We start from the raw sequence: 19,135 nt of genomic DNA, 5'->3' as shown, positions 1-19,135 counted from the left end.
CTCCGTTGAGGCCGATATACACGACAGCGCGCTCGGCGAAAGCGGGGTGTGACAGCGCACTGGCGAGCAGCACAATAGAAAAATTACCCTCAGCGAAGTAATCTCAAAGAGAACAAAAAAATGGCCGATTTGCATTGGACCATGCCAATCGCCAGATGGACGTCGATTTCGACCGCGGGGGTGCCGGGCGTCGAAGCCCTCGATCCGATGGTGCGACGTCGCTTGAGCCGGCTGTCGCGTCTCGCGCTTCAGGTCGCCTACGACTGTGTCGGGACGGAAAATCCGGTGCGTGTGGTATTCGCATCGCGTCACGGCGAACTGGTGCGTACCAGCGGCATTCTCGCCGCCATTGGCGCCGCGGAACCTGTCTCGCCGACGGCCTTCAGTCTTTCGGTCCTCAATGCCGTTACAGGCATATTCGGAATCGCCCGGCGTGACCGGTCCGCCGCGACCGCGGTCGCGGCCGGGCATGAAACGCTCGGTTACGCGCTGCTCGAAGCTTATTCCCAATACGAAATGTCGCCGGCATCGCCGGTGTTGCTCGTCTATGCGCACGAGCCGGCCGATCCCGTCTACGGCGACGTCGATGACGACACGGAGAGCGTGGGGCTGGCGATTCTGCTCGATGCCGGCGAGCCGGCCGGTCATCTGGTCTGTGAAGTGGCGGAGGATGGCCCGAGTGAGGCGGGGGCGACCGGCGATGCGGCCGGTACGCAAAGCGCGGCGGTGCTGCGTTGTCTGTCGGCGCGCACGACGGCGTCGTGGCGCGGTCAGCACGCATCGTGGCGATGGAGCTGGCATGATCGCGCGGCTTGACTACGGCTGGCGCCTGTTCGCGACTGGCGCGAGCCTGGTTTTTTTTGCGCTGTGCGGATCGGTGTTCTCGTTGCTGGCAATCGTCGTCGGCGGGGTATGGCCGCACCGGCGCTCGCGTCAGCGCGGCGTGACACTTGTCATCCATTATTTCTTCCGCGCGCTGGTTGCATTACTGCAGCGTATCGGCGTGATGAGGCTCGAGCTGAGCGGCGTCGAGCGCCTTGCAAAAGGCGGCCCGGCAATCGTTGTCGCCAATCACCCGACCTGGCTCGACGTCATGGTGCTGCTGTCGTTGACGCCGAAGGCATGCTGCGTCGTCAAGCGCGGTCACTGGGGCAACCCGTGTTTCTGGGGCATCGTCCGTGCAGCCGAGTACGTAAGCAATGCAGATGCCACTGATCTCGTCGAGGCCGGAGCGAGGCAACTGGCGGCGGGCTACACGATGATCATCTTTCCGGAAGGGACGCGCAGCCCAGGGGGCGATCGCCTGCATGCGTTCTCGCGCGGCTTCGCGCATATGGCGCTGCAGTCGCGCACGCGGATCCAGCCGGTTCTGATCGATTGCGATCCGCCGGTATTTACCAAGACGCTTCGTTGGTATCACGTGCCGTCTCGTGCGTTTCGCATGCGCATCGACGTGCTGGAGCCGATGGATCCGAACCGGCTGGCGCCGAGCGTGGCGCCGCCGTCGATTGCCGCTCGCAGCATTGCCCGCGAGGTGGAAGTACACATTACTCAACGCCTGTTTCAGCATGGATACTTTAAAACTGCAAATTAAGCAGCTTCTGATCGAGATGCTCGATCTTAGCGACATGACGGTCGACGAAATCGACGACGACGCGCCGCTATTCTCGACCGACGGGATCGGGCTCGATTCCGTTGATGCACTGGAAGTCGGCATCATGCTGCGCAAGAAGTTTCAATTGACGATCGCCGCGAACGACGAGCGCACGAAAGCGCATTTCCGGTCGATCAACACGCTGGCGGCCTTCATTGCCGATCAGCAGTCTCATCACGCATCGCAAGAAGCCGTGCTGGAAAAAGGGGCCCACTCGTGACCGACGCTGAAATCCTGGAGCGCATCCGCGCGATCTTTCATGAGAATTTCGCGATCGAGCCCGAGCGCGTGACGCCCGATACGCACCTGTTCGAGGAACTCGACCTGGACAGCATCGACGCAGTCGATCTGGCCATCAAGCTTCAGGAAATGACGGGCAAGCGCATCAAGCCCGAAGAGTTCAAGTCGGTTCGGACCGTCGGTGACGTCGTTGCCGCCGTTCACGCGCTGCTCGCGCGCGCGTGACGATAGCGGTGACGGGCATGCGGGCGACTACAGGCACGATCCTGCCGCGCTGGTCAGCGGTCGCTGCCAGGGTGGCGCTGGTCGTGGCCTATCCGCTCGTCATCCTGTTTGCGTGGCAAAGCATGTCGCCGCGTTACGTCGGTTGCCTGCTGGTTGCGTTGCTGTGGCTGCAGCGCACGATCGGCAAGGGCCCGCTGGCGCAGGCGCTCAAACGGCTCACGACGCTCGACTGGTGCGTGGCCGGTGCATTGACCGCGTTGTCGGTCGCGATTGCCGTGACCGATAGCGAGCGACTTCTTCATCTTTATCCCGCATGCGTGAGTGCCGGTTTGCTGGTCGCGTTCGGCGCCACCCTGCGGCACGGTCCGACAATGATCGAAAAATTCGCACGACTGACCTATCCCGAGCCCGGCCCGGCAATCGTCCGGTATACGCGGCGCGTCACCCAGGCGTGGTGCGCGTTCTTCATCGTCAACGGCGGTTTTTCGGTTTATACGGCGCTGTACTGGAGTCGTGAATCATGGGCGCTCTACAACGGGCTGATCGCGTACGTGCTGATCGGGATGCTGCTTGCGGGCGAGTGGCTGTGGCGCAGGTTCGTCGTCGTACCGACGCGGAAACGGGCGGGGGGCGCATGATCGCACTGCACGAGATGCTGTGTGCTGAAGTCGATAGCGGCGTGGCGGTCTGTCGCGACGGCACCGCGCTGCTGACGCTGCGGGACCTGCGGGCCCGCGTGGACGCCATCGCCCGGCTGGTGGACGCGCGCGGCGCGCGTCGGGTCGCGATCTGCACGGACGATCCGTACGCGTTCGCGTGCGCATTCTTCGCGGTCGCGGCGACCCACGGGGAAATCGTGATTCCGGCGAGCAACGCGCCAGGCTACCTCGGCGATCTGGCTCATGCATACGACCTGGTGCTGGATGCGCCGGCACTGGCCGCGTGCGAGCGCGACACGGCGGGCGAATCGGATATCACCGCCCGCCCGATCGACGCTGCCGCCGCGGTGACGCTTTATACGTCGGGCAGCAGCGGCACCGCGAAACCGGTGCGGAAGTCGCTCGCGCAGTTCGATGCCGAAGTGCGCACCCTGCAGCGCGAGTGGGGCGACCGTATCGGGGCGGCGGTGACGCTGTCGAGCGTGCCGCATCACCACATATACGGACTGCTCTTCAGGATTCTGTGGCCGCTGGCAGCGGGCCGTGCGTTCGACCGAATGCCGGTGCTCGAGCCGCTGCAACTGCAGCAGCGGCTGGCCGAATACGGTGGCGGTGTCGTGGTTTCCACGCCGTCGCAACTGATGCGCTGGCCGGCGTTACCCGGCTTTCCGATGCAGGCGCCGCCGCCATGCGCGTTCTTCTCGTCGGGCGGCCCGCTGTCGGCCGATGCAGCGATCGTCTATTCGAACGCGTTCGGCGCCGCGCCGCTGGAGATCTTCGGCAGCACCGAAACCGGCGGCATCGCGTGGCGGCGTCAGGATGTCTCGTCCGCGTGGCAGCCGCTGACGGGCGTCGACGTGCGTTGCGATGACGACGGCGTGCTGTGCGTGCGTTCCGCCCATCTCGGTCACGACCGCTGGCACCCCACCGACGACACCGCGCGCTTCGACGCGTATGGTCGCTTCGCACTCGCGGGGCGGCGCGATCGCGTCGTCAAGCTCGACGGCAAGCGTGTTTCGCTGCCCGAACTCGAGGCGCGGTTACATGCGCACGCCTACGTCGAGCAGGCGGCGGCCGTGGTGGTCGACGGCACGACCCGTGCGCACGTCGGCGTCGTCGCGGTATTGACCGCGGCGGGGCGCGACGCACTGGCGAGCGAGGGGCGACTTGCGGTTGCCACGATCTTGCGGCATGCGCTCGGTGCGTACTTCGACGCGGCCGCCTTGCCGCGCTACTGGCGATTCCCGCACACGATGCCGTTCGATGCGCGCGGCAAATTGCCGGCCGTCGCGCTGGCGGCCGCGTTCACGGCCACGCCGGAGGGTTTCGAACTGCTCGCTTCGTGGCGCAGCGACGACGCGTTGCATTACGAGCTGCGCGTGCCGGCCGCGCTCGCGCATTTCGACGGGCATTTTCCGGGGCTGCCGATCCTGCCCGGTGTCGTGCAAATCGACTGGGCCGCACGCCTCGCCGGCCGCGAAATACCGGCCGCGCGCGCCATCCGTTCCATCGAACACCTGAAATTCAAGGCGCCGGTGCCGCCGGGTGCGGTGCTGGCGTTGCGTATCGCGCACGACCCCGTACGCGGACGTGCGCGCTTCGCGTTTCGCTGCGCCGGGCGGGAATGCACGTCGGGCGTGTTGGTCTACGGCGCGGCGGAGTGATGAGCGACACCTGCATCGTCATTCCGATCTACAACCATCGCGAAGCGATCGGCGGCACGCTGGCGCGCCTCGTCGTGCACGGCCTGCCGATCCTGGTGGTCGACGACGGCAGCGACGCACCGACGCAACAGGTGCTGGCCGCGCTGGCCGCGCACTATGCGCCGTCGGTGACGCTGCTGCGGTTGCCCGTCAACGCCGGAAAGGGCGCGGCGGTCATGGAAGGATTGCGCGCCGCGCGCGCCCGCGGCTATCGGCACGCGATTCAGATCGATGCCGACGGCCAGCACGATGCCGCCGACGTGCCGACGTTCGTGGCGGCCGCGCAGGCGGCGCCGGATGCCGTGATCCTGGGCCGGCCGCGTTTCGACGACAGCGTGCCGAAGGCCCGCCTGTATGGCCGCTACCTCACGCACGTGTGGGTATGGATCGAAACGCTGTCGCTCGACATCCCCGATGCGATGTGCGGGTTTCGGCTTTATCCGGTCGCTGCCGTTTGCGAACTGATCGACGCGGTATCGATGCCGACCCGAATGGCTTTCGACAGCGAAATCCTGGTCCGGCTGCACTGGCGCGGGCTGACGTTCAAGACGGTCCCGACGCGCGTCGTCTACCCGGCCGACGGCGTGTCGCATTTCGACGTCTGGCGCGACAACGTGCGCATCAGCATGAGCCATACGCGGCTCGTCGCGGGGATGCTGGCGCGCGCACCGATGCTGCTGACCCGTCGGCTCGTCGGGCGGCGCGGCGCATCGCCGGCGGCGCGCACGCGCGCGTGGTGGCGCCTGCCGGAACGCGGCAGCCGTATCGGCATGGCGTTGCTGGCGCTCAGTTGCCGCTGGTTCGGCAAGGGCTTTACGTCGCTCTGGCTGCATCCGATCGTCGGTTACTTCGTGCTGACGAATCGCACGGCGCGCACCGCGTCGCATGCCTATATCGCGCGGCTGCGCGACGCGCGAGCGGCGGACGTGCCGAAGCCGGGATGGCGCAGTGCGTACCGGCACATGCTTGCCTTCGCGCAGGCGGGATTCGACAAGTTCGTCGCATGGTCCGGCCGTCTCGACGAACTCGACGTGCGCTTCGACGATTCGTCCGCGTTCGATACGCTCGCCGCGAGCGGGCGCGGCGCGCTCGTGATCGGCGCGCACCTGGGCAACCTGGAGATGACCCGGGCGCTTGCGCTGCGCGACGCGCACACGAAGGTGACGGCGATCGTCTACACCGAGCATGCGAAGCGTTTTACCGGTGTGCTGGCCGGCGCGAATCGGGAATTCGGCAAGCAGCTCGTCGAAGTGGCGGACTTCGGGCCGGATACGGCGATGATGATGCAGTCGCGCATCGACGCGGGCGAGTTGCTCGTGATCGTCGGCGACCGCGTGCCGCCGCGCGATTCCGGCAAGACGGTCGACGCCTGTTTCCTCGACGCGACGGCGCCGTTCGCGCAGGGCCCGTACATCCTCGCGCACGCACTCGGTTGCCCGGTCTACCTGTTCTTCTGCCTGAAGGAGGGGCGCGGCTACCGGCTCTATTTCGAACCGTTCGCCGACCGGATCGAGCTGCCGCGCCGCGAGCGCGCGGGCCACGTTGCCGAATGGGCGCAGCGCTATGCCGCGCGGCTCGAACACTATTGCCGCAAGGCTCCCTATCAATGGTTCAACTTCTTCGATTTCTGGGCGCGGCCCGATGGAGGTCCGCGTGGCCGAGCATGACATGAACGACGCCGCGGCGACCGTCGCCGCGCACGCGAACCGGCCGCCCGTCGTGATCGGCGGCCGGCATCTGACGATCGAGGACGTCGTCGCGGTCGCCCGCGACGGTGCGCCGGTCGCGCTGAACGCGGCGCCCGAATGGCGCGCGCGGATCGAGCGCGGCGCAACCTGGCTGCGCGACTATCTCGCGAATGGCGGCACGCTGTACGGGGTAACGACCGGCTATGGCGACGCGTGCGTGGTCGAGGTGCCGCCGGCGCTCGTCGAAGCGCTGCCGCTGCAACTGACGCGCTATCACGGGTGCGGGATGGGCGACTGGTTCGACGCGACGCAAACGCTCTCGATCGTCGTCGCTCGGCTCAACTCGCTCGCGTTCGGCTACTCGGGCGTGCGGTTCATGTTGCTCGAACGGCTGGCCGATCTCGTGAATCACCGGATCCTGCCGCGCATTCCGTCGGAAGGCTCGGTTGGCGCCAGCGGCGACCTGACACCGCTGTCCTATGTCGCAGCGGCGCTGGTCGGCGAGCGCACCGTATCGTTCGATGGCGACGAACGGGACGCGCGCGCCGCGTGGGACGCGATCGGTCGCGCGCCGCTGTCGCTTGCACCGAAAGAAGGACTGGCCTTGATGAACGGCACGGCGGTCATGACCGGCCTGGCCTGTCTTGCCTTCGCCCGTGCCGATCACCTGACGCGGATGGCGGCCCGCCTGACCGCATTGACGACCGTCGCGCTCGACGGGCGGGCGGGGCACTTCGATGCACGATTGTTCGACGCGAAACCGCATGCGGGGCAGGCTGAGGCGGCCGCATGGATACGCGGCGATCTCGCCGGGCGCGATGAACTGCCCGGACGCCGTCTGCAGGATCGCTATTCGGTGCGGTGCGCGCCGCACGTGATCGGCGTGGCGCGCGACGCGTTGTCGTGGATGCGTCGCGACATCGAGAACGAACTGAACAGTGCGAACGACAATCCGCTGATCGATCCGGACGAAGGATGCGTGCTGCACGGTGGCAATTTCTACGGCGGTCACATCGCGTTCGCGATGGACGCGCTGAAGACCGCCGTGGCGAACCTCGCCGATCTGATGGACCGCCAGCTCGCGCTGCTGGTCGACGACAAGTTCAGCAACGGACTGCCGCGCAACCTGACCGGCGCGGCGCCGGAGCGCGTGGCGATCAACCACGGGTTCAAGGCCGTGCAGATTTCTTCTTCCGCGTGGACCGCGGAGGCGCTGAAGCATACGATGCCGGCCAGCGTGTTCTCGCGTTCGACCGAGTCGCACAATCAGGACAAGGTCAGCATGGGGACCATCGCCGCGCGTGATTGCCTGCGCGTGCTGGCGCTGACCGAACAGGTTGCCGCCGCGCATGTGCTCGCGACCGTGCAGGCCGCCCGGCTGCGTCTGCGCGACGCCCCCGGGACACAGCTTTCGCCCGCGCTGCGCGCGTTCATCGACGACGTTGGCCGCCAGTCGCCGCTGGTGGTCGAGGACCGGCCGCTCGAAGCGGAGCTGCGTGCGCTGACCGCGCGTCTTGCGGCATGCGAGCCGATCGGCGAAGCATCCGGCGGCATCCGGCGCGGGGAGGCGGCATGAACGCATCTCGTCCGCCGCTGACCGCGACGGCTCGCGTCGAGGTCCTGTTTCACGATGTCGACGCGATGAACGTCTGCTGGCACGGTCATTACCTGAAGTACTTCGAAAGCAGCCGTGCGGCGTTGCTGCGCATGATCGACTACGACTATCCGGCGATGCTGGCGTCAGGCTACCTGTGGCCGGTCGTGGAGGCACATCTGAAGTACGTTCGCCCGGCCCATTACAGCCAGCAGCTCGACGTGCGTGCGACGCTGCTCGAATTCGAGAACCGGCTGAAGATCGGTTACGAAATCGTCGATGCGGCCTCCGGTGAGCGTCTGACGAAGGGGTATACGGTGCAACTGGCGGTCGATGCGACGACGCGCGAGCTGCAGTTCGTGGCGCCGCCGGCCCTGATCGAACGGGTGCGTGCGCAATGGGCCTGAATCCGATCCGCAGACGGCTGGTGGCGATGTTCGCCGCCTGTGCGGTGCTCGCCGGCGGTGACGCGATGGCCGCTCCGGTGCCGACCCCCGCGACCCGGCCGGAGAATGCCGCGCTCGTGTCCGACATCGCGATGCGGCTGGCGCGGGTCGACGCGATACGCGCGGATTTTCGACAGACCCAGACGCTGTCGGCGATGAAGCAACCGCTCGTCAGCACCGGATCGATGTTGTTCGATCGCCGGTCGGGCGTCATCTGGCGAATCGAGACGCCCTACAAGGCCACTTATGTGATTACCGACCGCGGCGTGCGCGAGGCGGGCGCGGACGGGCGCCTCGTCGCGTCCAGTAGTGGCGGCCGTGGCGTCGCACAGGTGTCGCGCATGATGCGCGACATGCTGGGCGGCGACCTGTCCGCGCTGTACGCGCAATTCGACGTCGACGCGAGCGGCACGCCGGAGCGTTGGCGAATGGTCCTGCGGCCGAATCAGCCGCAGCTCGCCCAGGCGATCCGCATGCTCGACATGCGTGGCGGCGCCTATCTCGGCCGGCTCGACATGACGTTCGCGAACGGCAACGTGACCGTGCTCGAGTTCGGGCGGATGACGCCGGTCGACGCGCCTGCGCCTGCCGAGCGCGCGTGGCTGGAGGCGCGTTGATGGACCCGGCGCGCGACGTGATCGGCGTGGCGGGCGAACGGGCCCGGCGGCGCGTGCAGTGCGCTGCATGGCTGCTCGTCACGCTGGCGGCCGTCGCCTACATCCTGTGGCGCTTCAGCGGGCCGGCGCCGCTGCAGACGAACCTGCTCGCGTTGCTGCCGGCCACCGAGGCGAACCCGGTTGCCGAACGCGCCGTCGACATGCTGGGCGATGCGCTCGGCAATCGCACCGTCTACCTGGTGACTGACCGGGACGCCGCCCGCGCGAAAGCCGCCGCGAAGCGGTTTGGCGCGCGGCTCGGCGCGAGCGGCGCATTTCGGTCGGTGACGGTCGAGGTGCCGCCGTTCGACCTGTCGCAGATCGCGGCCACCTACCTGCCGGCCCGTTTCGGCCTGCTGACGGACGCGGATCGCCGGTCGCTCGAACAAGGCGACGCCACGCTCGGTGAACGGTTGACCCGGCGGCTCTATGCGCCGCCGGTCGATGGGCTGCAGACCGCCGTGGCCGACGATCCGTTCGGCTGGCTGCAGCACTGGCTCGGCGAACTGCCGCTCGCCGCATCGAGTCTGTCGCTCGAAGACGGGATGCTGGTGTCGCATCGCGACGGGGCAACGGGTGTGCTCGTGATGACGTCGCTGCCGGGCTCGGCCTATGAATCCAGGGTCCAGCACGCGGTGCGTATCGCGACGGCCGATGCGGAGCAAGCGCTGGCGACGGACTTTCGCGGCGTTCGTGTCGACCGGGCCGGCGCGGTGTTTTATGCGCAAGCCGCACGCGCCAGCGCGGAGCGCGACGTGCACGTGATCGGCGCCGTGTCGCTGGCGGGCATCGCGCTGCTGCTGATGAGCGTATTCCGTTCGCCGCGTCTGCTGGTGCTCGCGTTTGCGTCGACGGCATTCGGCATCGTGTGCGCGCTGGCGGCGACGCTGCTCGTATTCGGCAAGCTGCACCTGCTGACGCTGGTGTTCGGCGTGAGCCTGATCGGCGAGGCCGTCGATTATTCGATCCAGTATTTCGTCGCGTACCTGTCCGCGGGGCGGCAGTGGGACGCGCGGCGCGGCGCGGCGGCGGTGCGGCCGGCGCTCGCGGTGGCGCTGGCGACGAGCCTGCTCGGTTACGCGATCCTGATGTGGGTGCCGTTCCCGGCGCTCAAGCAGATCGCGTGCTTTGCGATCGTCGGGATCCTCTGCGCATTCGCCGCCGTGACCGGCTTCTTGCCGCTCATGCTGACGCAGGCGCCGCGGCGCGTGCCGTCCCGCGTTTTCTCGGGCGCCGCGCGCCTGCTGAGCGGATGGCAGTCGCTGCTCGCGGGCCGGCGTGCCGTGGCCGCCGCGGTGCTCGTTGCGCTGGTCGCGATTCCGGGCTGGGCGCGCTTGACGAGCGATGACGACATTCATCTGCTGGTTCAGCGCGATGCGAGTCTTGCTCGACAGGAAGGCAATATCCGGGCGGCGGTCGGACTGGCGAATACGGCACAGTTCTTCGTCATCCAGGGTGCGTCGCAGGAACAGGTACTCGAGCGCTCGGAGGCGCTGGTCGGAGCGCTCGATCGGCAGCAGCTCGGCCGCATCCAGTCGATCGCGACGTTCGTGCCGTCGGCGAAGCAGCAGGCACATGACCGCGCCGTGCTCGACACGCACGTGTTCGCCGATGTCGCCGCGCTGCGCGAGACGCTCGCGAAAGCGGGTTTCCGCGACGACGTCGCCGACGCATGGATTCAGGCGTTTTCCCGCGATGCTCGGGCGACGCTGTCGGTCGACAGCTGGCTGGCGGCACGCTGGTCGGCGCCGTTCCGGCATCTGTGGCTCGGGCGCGTCGACGGTAGCGCCGGTCCCGTCGATGCGGCACTCGCGATTCCGGAACGGGTCGATGCGACGAACGCGGCGACGTTCGCGGCCCTCGCGCGCACGCTGCCGGGCGTATCGTGGGTCGACAAGGCCGCGAGCGTGTCGAACCTGTTCGGCGCGTATCGGGTCGACAGCGGCCTGTGGTTGATCGGCGCATTGGTCGTGGTCGCCGCGCTGCTGACGTGGCGATACGGCATGCGCGGCGGCATCGCGACGACGTTGCCGGTCGTGTTCGCCATCGCGTTGACGCTCGCGGCGTTCGGCTATGCGCGGGTGCCGCTCACGCTGTTCAACTGGCTGGCACTGATGCTGGTGCTTGGCGTGGGCGCCAATTACGCCGTGTTCCTCCGCGAAGGATGCCTGCGCGACCAGGCCGGGATCGGCGCCGTATGGACCGGCGTGCTGCTGTCGGCGGCCACGACGTTGCTGTCGTTCGGCATGCTCGGCGCGAGCGCGATGCCCGCGCTGCGCAGCTTCGGCACGACGCTCGCGATCGGCATCGTATTGTCGGTGCTGTTCGCACCGCTCGCCACGCCATCCGCCAAGGAGCGTCGCGCATGAATTCGAAACAGACGCCGGTCTACCTGTCCGCGCCCGGCATGATCAACGCGCTTGGCGCAACGACCGACGAGATCGTCGCCGCATTGCGCGCGGGCGTCGCACCGGGCATGACGCCGCGTACCGACGTTCCCGCCGGCGGCTGGGTCGGGCACGTACGGTCCGCGCTCGACATCGCGCCGCCTGACGCGCTCGCGCATTTCGACTGCCGGAACAACCGGCTGCTGCTCGCCGCGCTCGCGCAGATCGAATCGTCCATCGCCGCGGCGATCGCGCGCCATGGTCCGCGCCGGGTCGGGGTCGTGATCGGCACGAGTACGTCCGGCATTCAGGCGGCGGAACAGGCGCTCGCCGAGCGTGCCGCGACCGGCACGACACCCGCCGGATTCGACTATCGACAGATGGAAATCGGCACGGCCGCGCCGTTCGTGCGGGCCGTACTCGGTGTCGGCGGGCCGGCCTATACGCTGTCGACGGCCTGCACGTCGAGCGCGAAGGCGTTCGCGGCCGCGCGCCGCCTGCTGCGGCTGAAGCTCTGCGATGCGGTCGTCGTCGGCGGTGCGGATTCGCTGTGCGAGCTCACGCTGCAGGGCTTCGCGTCGCTCGAATCGGTCAGCCCGGGCCGGACCAATCCGATGAGCCGGAACCGCTGCGGTATCACGATCGGCGAAGGCGCCGCGCTGTTCGTGATGAGCCGCGACGAAGCGGCGGTTCGCCTGGCCGGCGTCGGCGAGTCGAGCGATGCGCATCACATCTCGGCGCCGGATCCGGCGGGCCACGGCGCCGAGGACGCGTTGCGCGCCGCGCTCACGGACGCGGGTGTGGCTGCGTCCGCGATCGGCTACGTGAACCTGCATGCGACCGCGACGCGGCTGAACGACGAGATGGAAGCGAACGTGATGGCCCGCGTGTTTCCGCACGGCGTGCCGGCGAGCGGAACCAAGCCGCTGACGGGGCACATGCTCGGCGCGGCAGGCGCGACCGAGCTGGGATTCGGCTGGCTGACATTGGCCCGCGGGATCGCGCTGCCGGCGCACGTCTGGGACGGCGAGCACGATCCGGCGCTCCCGGCACTCGACCTCGTCGACGGCGAGCGCCGTCTGGCCGGCGATGCCACCGGACGTTACGTGATGAGCAATTCGTTCGCTTTCGGCGGCAGCAATGCCAGCCTGATTCTGGGGACCTGACATGCAAGCCGGACCATTGATCGACGCGCTGCACGGCGGCGCGGATATTCCTGTCGGCGACGTGCGCGACGTGCTGCCGCATCGCGGCACGATGCTGCTGCTCGACTCGATCGAGCGCTGCTCGGAAACCGGCATCGAGGTGAGCGCGATGGCGCGCCGCGATGCGTGGTACGCCGACGACAGCGGTGCGATGCCGGCGTGGATCGGCATCGAGCTGATGGCGCAGGCGATCGCCGCGCACGTCGGCCTGCTCGCCGCGCATGCGGGCGGCCGGGCGAAGCCGGGCGTATTGCTCGGCGCGAACCGCTATGTCGCGCATCGCCCCGCGTTCCGCACGGACACGACGCTGCGCATCGTCGCGCGGGAACTGTTGCGCGGCGACGAGGGGCACGGCGCGTACGAGTGCGCGATTCATGCCGACGGCGAGTGCTGCGCGGAAGCCGTCGTCAAGGTGTACCAACCGAGCGATTTTCAGACTTTTATCGAAGGGAGTTTCAATTCATGACTCGGCGAGTTCTCGTGACAGGGGCGAGCCGCGGCATCGGCCGCGCCGTGGCACTGCGCTTGGCATCCGACGGTTTCGCCGTGACGGTTCATTGCCGCACCGGCCGCGACGACGCGGAAAGCGTCGCCGCGACGATTCGCGCGCAGGGCGGCACGGCGAGCGTGCTGCAGTTCGACGTGCGCGATCGCGCGGCGTGCCGGCGTGAACTGGAGGCCGACGTCGACGCGCACGGCGCGTACTACGGGATCGTCTGCAGCGCGGGCGTGACGCGGGATGGCGCGTTTCCGGCGCTGTCCGAGGAGGACTGGGATATCGTGATCGAAACCGGGCTGGACGCGTTCTACAACGTCGTTCATCCGCTGACCATGCCGATGGTGCGTCTGCGCGGCGGCGGCCGGATCGTGACGATCGCGTCCGTGTCGGGCGTGATGGGCAATCGCGGCCAGGTCAACTACAGCGCCGCGAAGGCCGGCCTGATCGGCGCGACCAAGGCGCTGGCGGTCGAACTGGCATCGCGAAAGATCACGGTCAATTGCGTCGCGCCCGGGCTGGTCGATACCGGCATGCTCGACGACGTGCCGCTGGAACAGGCATTGAAGACGGTCCCGATGGGCCGCGTCGGCCAGCCTGACGAAGTCGCGGCGGTGGTCGGCTTCCTGATGTCGGATGCGGCGACCTACGTCACCCGACAAGTGATCGGCGTCAACGGCGGGATGGTGTGATGAAGCGAGTGGTCGTGACGGGAATGGGCGGCGTGACCGCCTTCGGTCAAAGCTGGGCGGACATCGAGGCGCGCCTGCGCGACGGGCGCAACGCGGTGCGTTACATGCCGGAATGGGACTGCTACGAAGCGCTGCATACGCGGCTCGCGTGCCCGCTGCCGGCGTTCGAGCTGCCGCGCACGTATCCGCGCAAGAAGACCCGTTCGATGGGGCCCGTATCGATGTACGCGGTGCGCGCGAGCGAACTGGCACTGGCCGATGCGGGGCTGGGCGACGACGCGTCGATCCGGGACGGCCGGATGGGCGTCGCGTACGGGTCGTCGTCGGGATCGGTCGAGCCGATCCGCGCGTTCGGCACGATGATCGAGACGGGATCGATGCGCGACGTCACGTCGAACAGCTACGTGCAGATGATGCCGCACACGACGGCAGTCAACGTCAGCTTGTTCTGGGATCTGAAAGGCCGGATCGTGCCGACGTCGTCGGCCTGCGCGTCCGGCAGCCAGGCAATCGGCTACGCGTACGAGGCGATCGCGACGGGCAAGCAGGCGCTGATGCTGGCGGGCGGCGCGGAGGAGTTGTCCGGCCCGGCGGTCGCGGTGTTCGATACGTTGTACGCGACGAGCACGCGCAACGATGCCGCGAACCTGACGCCGCGGCCGTTCGATGCCGATCGCGACGGGCTGGTGGTCGGTGAAGGCGCGGCGACGCTCGTGCTCGAGGAATACGAGCACGCGATGGCGCGCGGCGCGACGATCCATGCGGAGATCGTCGGTTTCGGCTGCAATTCCGACGGCGCGCACATCACCCAGCCGACCGCGGAGACGATGGCGGTCGCGATGCGTGTCGCGCTGCGCGATGCGGCGCTCGATGCCGATGCGATCGCCTACGTGAACGCGCACGGCACGTCGACCGACCGGGGCGACGTCGCGGAAAGTCATGCGACCGCGTCCGTATTCGGCGAACGCATGCCGATCAGCTCGCTGAAGAGCTATGTCGGGCATACGCTGGGCGCATGTGGTGCGCTCGAGGCGTGGTGGACGATCGAGATGATGAAGCGCAACTGGTATGTGCCGACGCTCAATCTCGATACGATCGATCCGGCCTGCGCGCCGCTCGACTACATCGTCGGCGACGCGCGCCGGATCGAAGCGGAATTCGTGATGAGCAACAACTTCGCGTTCGGCGGGATCAACACGTCGCTGATCTTCCGGCGGGTCGCCGCATGACGGCGCGCGTCGTCGTCACGGGGCTCGGCATCGTGTCGTGCCTCGGCAACGCGCTTGACGAAGTATCGGCCGCGCTGCGCGCCGGTCACTCGGGTGTGAGCCGCGTGGACGCATGGCGCGAGCGCGGTTTTCGCAGCCAGGTCGCCGGCGTGGCGTCGGTCGCCCCGGCAGCGCGGTTTGCCCGCAAGCACGAACGCTTCATGGGTGACACAGCGCGCTTTGCCGCGCATGCGGCCGCGTCGGCGCTCGACGATGCGTGCCTCGCTGCCGACGTGCTCCGTTCGCCGCGCGTGGGCGCGATCGTCGGGTCCGGCATCGGATCGATGGCCGACTACGACGACGCGATGACGATCGCGCAGCATCGCGGCATCGACAAGACGCCGCCCTATGTCGTGCCGAAGGCGATGAGCAGCACGGCGTCGGCATGCGTCGCGCAGGTGTTCGGCATCGAGGGCGTGTCGTACTCGCCGTCGTCCGCGTGCACGAGCGGGGCGCTCGCGATCGGGCAAGCGGCGCAATTGATCCGCTCCGGGTGCCAGGACATCGTGCTGGCCGGTGGAAGCGAGGCGCTGCACGACAACATGACGTTGATGTTCGACGCGATGGGCGTGTTGTCCAGCGGTTTCAACGACACGCCGGACCGCGCGTCGCGTCCGTATGCGCTTGACAGGGATGGTTTCGTGATCGCGTCCGGCGCCGGCATTCTGGTGCTCGAATCGCTCGAGCATGCACGCGCGCGCGGCGCGCGAATTCATGCGGAGATCAGCGGATTCGGCCAATGCACGGACAACGCCGGCATGGCGATGCCGCATGCGCCGGGGATGGCGCGCGCGATGCGTGGCGCGCTCGAACATGGCGGCGAACGGCGTCCGGACTACGTCAATACGCACGCGCCGTCGACGCAGCGCGGCGACGTCGAGGAACTGAAAGCGCTCGGCGACGTATTCGGCGGCGACGTGCCGGCGTTCTCGTCGACGAAGGGAATGACGGGGCATCCGCTCGGCGCGAGCGGTGCGCATGAAGCGATCTATACGATCCTGATGATGCGCGACGGCTTCGTCGCGGGCTCGGCCGTCGGCGATGTGCCCGATCCCGCGATAGCCGGCATGCCGCTCGTGCGCGACGCGCGCGAATTCGCGATCGAACGCGCGCTGTCGGTTTCGTTCGGATTCGGCGGCAGCTGTGCAAGTGTGTTGTTGGACGCCTGGAAGGGCGATTGAAGTGAACTTACTGAGCTGAGAGGACGATAACAATGAAGCACACACGACATCTGGCCGGCATGTTGGTCGCGACATCGTTGCTGACCGGGTGCGGCACCGTGGTGCGTTCGCTGCCTCTGCCGGCAGCGGCAACGGCACCGGACACGAGCGGCGTCGCGATTTATTTCGGTGCGCAGCCGCATCCGGAGGTCAAGACCAGCATCGGTCCGCGTTCGGAATCGGTGCGCGTGCGCCGGGTCGAAAGCGAGCAGCCGACGTGCGAGCAAGCGCTGGCGGAAGCGCTGAACCGTCTTCGCATTTATGCGAAGCATTACGGCGGGAATGCGGTCATCAACGTGATGACGCGCTTCCATGAAAAAAGCTCGAATTCGACGACCGAATATACGTGTGGCGTGAGCGGCAGTGCGGGCGCGATTGCCGTGTCGGGCGACGTCGTGCAGTTGAATGCTCAATGACGGGGGCACACGTGAAATATCGCATGGCACTGGCATTGATCGGCGCGACGTTCGCGGCTTCGGCCGCCTACGCACGGGATACGATCCGCGACTATCCGATCGACAGCGCGTTGAAGAGCGAGGAAGGCAAGCTCGACGACGGCGTCGCGCTCTATTTCGGCGATCAGCCGCATCCGCGCGTGATGAAGTCGTACGGGACGTTCGCGACCAACAAGAAGACCAACGCGTTCGGCAAGAGCGACGAGGCGGCGTGTCAGCATGTATTCCTGTCGGCCGTGATCGAGCTTCAGGCGCGCGCGCGCAAGGAGGGCGGCAATGCGGTGGTCGGCATCAAGAGCAATTACCGCAACGTGTCGCGCTCCAGCCCGAGCGAGTACACGTGCGGTGCCGGCGCGGTGGTTGCCGGCGCGGCGCTGACGGGCGAGGTCGTGACGTTGAAGCAGTAACCGGCACCGGCCGGTAGCAGGGGGCCGCCGAACGGCGGCCTTGCTGGCTCAGGCAGGCTTGCGCGCGGCGACGTTGACGAGCGTTTCGCGGCGCTTGCCGGGTTTCGGTGCGTACAGGCCGATGCGCTCGAGGAGTCCGAAGTCTTTCGCGCGGCTCCACCACAGATAGGGGAACGACACGTTGCGGGTGTCGAAACCGAACCCGGCGTCGCGTAGCATGGCAAGGTAGCCGTCGGCGCTTTTCTGAACCTCCATCGGGTGGCGGAACAGCAGCCGGATCACCCACGACTTGATGTACGCGTCGGTCGATTCGGCGAACAGCAGCAGTCCGCCGGGTTTCAGCACGCGGCGAAACTCGGCCAGCGCATGGTCCTGATCGACGAGATGGTGAAAGGTCTGATGGCAGAACACGATGTCGACGCTCGCATCGGCAAGCGGAATCTGCGTGCAGTCGGCATGCCGCAGTTCGACGGGCGTGGCGCAGCGATGCGCCGCTTCCGACGCATGCGCGAGCGAGTCGTCGTGGCAGTCGATACCGATGATCCTGGCGGGTGCGAACGCTTCGCTCAGCAGGCGAAACGACTTGCCCTGGCCGCATCCTGCGTCGAGGAGGACGGGGGCCGACGGCAGCGGCGCCGCGATGAGCCGCTTCAGATCGTCGATCGCAACCTTGAGCACGTGATGTTCCCACGTATGCGTGCGAAGAAACCAGATGCCGAACCGGGTTTCGGGAACATAGGCGGGCGCGTGCGTGCGGGAGGACGTCATGGGTCTCTCATCGATCTTGGATTTGTTGAGCGCCTATTGTAGTTGGCAACGCCGGATCGTGGCGTCAGAAACATAAGATACCCAATCAATCGGACTGAATTGGCAAGCATGAGTGAAATGAAATCGAATTCCATCGACGTCGCGATCATCGGGGCAGGGCCTTCCGGTGCCGTCGCGGCCGCGCTGCTGCGCAAGGCCGGCCGTTCGGTGCTGGTGCTCGAGCGTCAGCATTTTCCGCGCTTTTCGATCGGAGAAAGCCTGTTGCCCCAGAGCATGCAGTATCTCGAGGAAGCGGGCATGCTGCAGGCGGTCGTCGAGGCCGGCTTCCAGTTCAAGAACGGCGCGTACTTCGTCTATCGCGACAGGATGTCGTCGTTCGATTTTCGCGAGAAGTTTTCCGCGGGCTGGGGGACGGCCTATCAGGTCGAGCGCGCGGCCTTCGACGATCTGCTGATCCGTTGTGCGGCCGAACAGGGCGCGGACGTGCGATTCGGCCATACGGTGCGCGCCTTCCAGCCGGGCGACAAGCCGCGGCTCGACATCGTCGACGAAGCCGGGCACGACTATTCCGTTCAGCCGTCGTTCGTACTCGATGCGAGCGGGTTCGGCCGCGTGTTGCCGCGCCTGCTCGATCTCGACGCGCCGACCGGCCTGCCGACGCGAGCGGCCCTCTTTTCGCACGTCGAGGACAGCCTGCCGGCCGGGTCGACCGATCGCGACAAGATCTGCATCGCCGTTCATCCGGAGCGACGCGACGTGTGGTTCTGGATGATCCCGCTGACGAACGGGCGCTCGTCGGTCGGCTGCGTGGCCGATGCCGGGTTTCTCGACGTGCCGGACGCGCGACAGGAATCGTTGTTGCGCGAATTGCTGCAAAGCGAGCCGACATTGTCGCGACTGGTCGGCAGCAAGCCGTTCGTGATGCCCGTGCGCCGCATCTCGGGTTATGCGTCGAACGTCGAGACCCTGCACGGCCCCGGCTATGCGCTGCTCGGCAACGCGGGCGAATTCCTCGATCCGATCTTTTCGTCGGGCGTGACGATCGCGATGCGCTCGGCTCAACTGGCGGTCGCCGCACTCGAACGGCAGTTGCGTGGCGAGTCGGTCGACTGGGCACGTGATTACGACATCGCGCTGCGCAAGGGCATCGACACCTTCCGCGCCTTCGTCGAACGCTGGTACTCGGGCGCGCTGCAAGACATCGTGTTTCACGAAGACAAGGCCTCCGACGTGAAACGCATGGTCTGCTCGATTCTGGCGGGTTATGCGTGGGACCAGACGAATCCGTTTGTACGGGAGCCGGCGCGGGGTCTCGATATTCTTGCGCAGTTGTGCAGTTCGATAGGCGGGACCGACATCGCCTCGTAGCGCG

General features: G+C 67.3%; 20 protein-coding genes. 19 read left to right on the top strand and 1 reads right to left on the bottom strand.

The features are described 5' to 3' along the window. The first annotated feature begins 120 nt into the window (after nt 1-120). From KR541_RS10705 to KR541_RS10620, 18 genes are read left to right on the top strand one after another with little or no spacing between them, the layout of a single operon-like run. Entirely contained in the window at nt 121-816 is a 696-nt protein-coding gene (locus tag KR541_RS10705; protein WP_050012968.1) for a beta-ketoacyl synthase chain length factor, read from the top strand. Continuing rightward, on the top strand, nt 800-1,594 hold the full coding sequence (locus KR541_RS10700) for a lysophospholipid acyltransferase family protein (RefSeq protein WP_050012967.1): 795 nt from the start codon (nt 800-802) through the stop codon (nt 1,592-1,594). The genes KR541_RS10705 and KR541_RS10700 overlap by 17 nt, the downstream gene beginning before the upstream one ends. After that, complete coding sequence (locus KR541_RS10695; protein WP_050012966.1) at nt 1,569-1,874, top strand: phosphopantetheine-binding protein; 306 nt, start codon at nt 1,569-1,571, stop codon at nt 1,872-1,874. The genes KR541_RS10700 and KR541_RS10695 overlap by 26 nt, the downstream gene beginning before the upstream one ends. Continuing rightward, nucleotides 1,871-2,119: an acyl carrier protein gene (locus tag KR541_RS10690; protein ID WP_050012965.1), complete on the top strand. Its 249-nt coding sequence runs from the start codon at nt 1,871-1,873 to the stop codon at nt 2,117-2,119. The genes KR541_RS10695 and KR541_RS10690 overlap by 4 nt, the downstream gene beginning before the upstream one ends. A 17-nt stretch (nt 2,120-2,136) precedes the next feature. Beyond that, nucleotides 2,137-2,757: a COG4648 family protein gene (locus KR541_RS10685; RefSeq protein ID WP_185731881.1), complete on the top strand. Its 621-nt coding sequence runs from the start codon at nt 2,137-2,139 to the stop codon at nt 2,755-2,757. Continuing rightward, nucleotides 2,754-4,442, top strand: coding sequence for an ApeI family dehydratase (locus tag KR541_RS10680; RefSeq protein ID WP_124556732.1), 1,689 nt, complete (start codon nt 2,754-2,756; stop codon nt 4,440-4,442). The genes KR541_RS10685 and KR541_RS10680 overlap by 4 nt, the downstream gene beginning before the upstream one ends. Next, complete coding sequence (locus KR541_RS10675; RefSeq protein ID WP_124556733.1) at nt 4,442-6,148, top strand: glycosyltransferase family 2 protein; 1,707 nt, start codon at nt 4,442-4,444, stop codon at nt 6,146-6,148. Before KR541_RS10680 ends, KR541_RS10675 begins: the two co-directional genes overlap by 1 nt. After that, a complete protein-coding gene (locus tag KR541_RS10670; protein ID WP_124631410.1) occupies nt 6,135-7,745 on the top strand; it encodes an HAL/PAL/TAL family ammonia-lyase in 1,611 nt (536 codons plus the stop codon). Before KR541_RS10675 ends, KR541_RS10670 begins: the two co-directional genes overlap by 14 nt. Continuing rightward, nucleotides 7,742-8,170 (top strand): acyl-CoA thioesterase, encoded by a 429-nt coding sequence (locus tag KR541_RS10665; protein ID WP_050012961.1) that lies wholly within the window; start codon nt 7,742-7,744, stop codon nt 8,168-8,170. The genes KR541_RS10670 and KR541_RS10665 overlap by 4 nt, the downstream gene beginning before the upstream one ends. Further along, nucleotides 8,161-8,826: a LolA family protein gene (locus KR541_RS10660; protein WP_216089529.1), complete on the top strand. Its 666-nt coding sequence runs from the start codon at nt 8,161-8,163 to the stop codon at nt 8,824-8,826. Before KR541_RS10665 ends, KR541_RS10660 begins: the two co-directional genes overlap by 10 nt. Continuing rightward, the gene (locus tag KR541_RS10655; RefSeq protein ID WP_216089528.1) at nt 8,826-11,234 is read left to right on the top strand and encodes an MMPL family transporter; all 2,409 of its coding nucleotides are present in this window, start codon (nt 8,826-8,828) and stop codon (nt 11,232-11,234) included. Before KR541_RS10660 ends, KR541_RS10655 begins: the two co-directional genes overlap by 1 nt. After that, the gene (locus KR541_RS10650) at nt 11,231-12,418 is read left to right on the top strand and encodes a beta-ketoacyl-[acyl-carrier-protein] synthase family protein (RefSeq protein WP_216089527.1); all 1,188 of its coding nucleotides are present in this window, start codon (nt 11,231-11,233) and stop codon (nt 12,416-12,418) included. Before KR541_RS10655 ends, KR541_RS10650 begins: the two co-directional genes overlap by 4 nt. A gap of 1 nt (nt 12,419) precedes the next feature. Further along, nucleotides 12,420-12,923, top strand: coding sequence for a hotdog family protein (locus KR541_RS10645; protein WP_050012957.1), 504 nt, complete (start codon nt 12,420-12,422; stop codon nt 12,921-12,923). Further along, nucleotides 12,920-13,645 carry a 3-ketoacyl-ACP reductase FabG2 gene (locus KR541_RS10640; protein ID WP_050012956.1) on the top strand — a complete coding sequence of 242 codons (726 nt, stop codon included), beginning with the start codon at nt 12,920-12,922 and terminating at the stop codon, nt 13,643-13,645. Before KR541_RS10645 ends, KR541_RS10640 begins: the two co-directional genes overlap by 4 nt. Beyond that, a complete protein-coding gene (locus KR541_RS10635) occupies nt 13,645-14,874 on the top strand; it encodes a beta-ketoacyl-ACP synthase (protein WP_050012955.1) in 1,230 nt (409 codons plus the stop codon). Before KR541_RS10640 ends, KR541_RS10635 begins: the two co-directional genes overlap by 1 nt. After that, the gene (locus KR541_RS10630) at nt 14,871-16,094 is read left to right on the top strand and encodes a beta-ketoacyl synthase N-terminal-like domain-containing protein (protein WP_050012954.1); all 1,224 of its coding nucleotides are present in this window, start codon (nt 14,871-14,873) and stop codon (nt 16,092-16,094) included. The genes KR541_RS10635 and KR541_RS10630 overlap by 4 nt, the downstream gene beginning before the upstream one ends. A gap of 32 nt (nt 16,095-16,126) precedes the next feature. Continuing rightward, nucleotides 16,127-16,549, top strand: a complete 423-nt coding sequence (locus KR541_RS10625) for a signal peptidase (RefSeq protein WP_216089526.1) — start codon at nt 16,127-16,129, stop codon at nt 16,547-16,549. Between the two features lie 23 nt (nt 16,550-16,572). Then, entirely contained in the window at nt 16,573-16,995 is a 423-nt protein-coding gene (locus tag KR541_RS10620) for an excinuclease ABC subunit A (protein WP_089488578.1), read from the top strand. A 48-nt stretch (nt 16,996-17,043) separates the two neighbouring features. Here the strand turns inward: KR541_RS10620 and KR541_RS10615 are convergent, their stop codons facing one another. Further along, nucleotides 17,044-17,763, bottom strand: coding sequence for a class I SAM-dependent methyltransferase (locus KR541_RS10615; RefSeq protein ID WP_050012952.1), 720 nt, complete (start codon nt 17,761-17,763; stop codon nt 17,044-17,046). 108 nt (nt 17,764-17,871) lie between these two features. On the opposite strand from KR541_RS10615, the gene KR541_RS10610 reads away from it, so the two are divergent. Next, nucleotides 17,872-19,131 (top strand): NAD(P)/FAD-dependent oxidoreductase, encoded by a 1,260-nt coding sequence (locus KR541_RS10610; protein WP_050012951.1) that lies wholly within the window; start codon nt 17,872-17,874, stop codon nt 19,129-19,131. The last annotated feature ends 4 nt before the right edge of the window (nt 19,132-19,135 follow it).

This window comes from Burkholderia sola (assembly GCF_905400185.1).
Classification (GTDB): Bacteria; Pseudomonadota; Gammaproteobacteria; order Burkholderiales; family Burkholderiaceae; genus Burkholderia; species Burkholderia sola.
The sequence above is the reverse complement of the archived record's forward strand: the minus strand, read 5'-3'. Positions and strand labels throughout refer to the sequence as shown.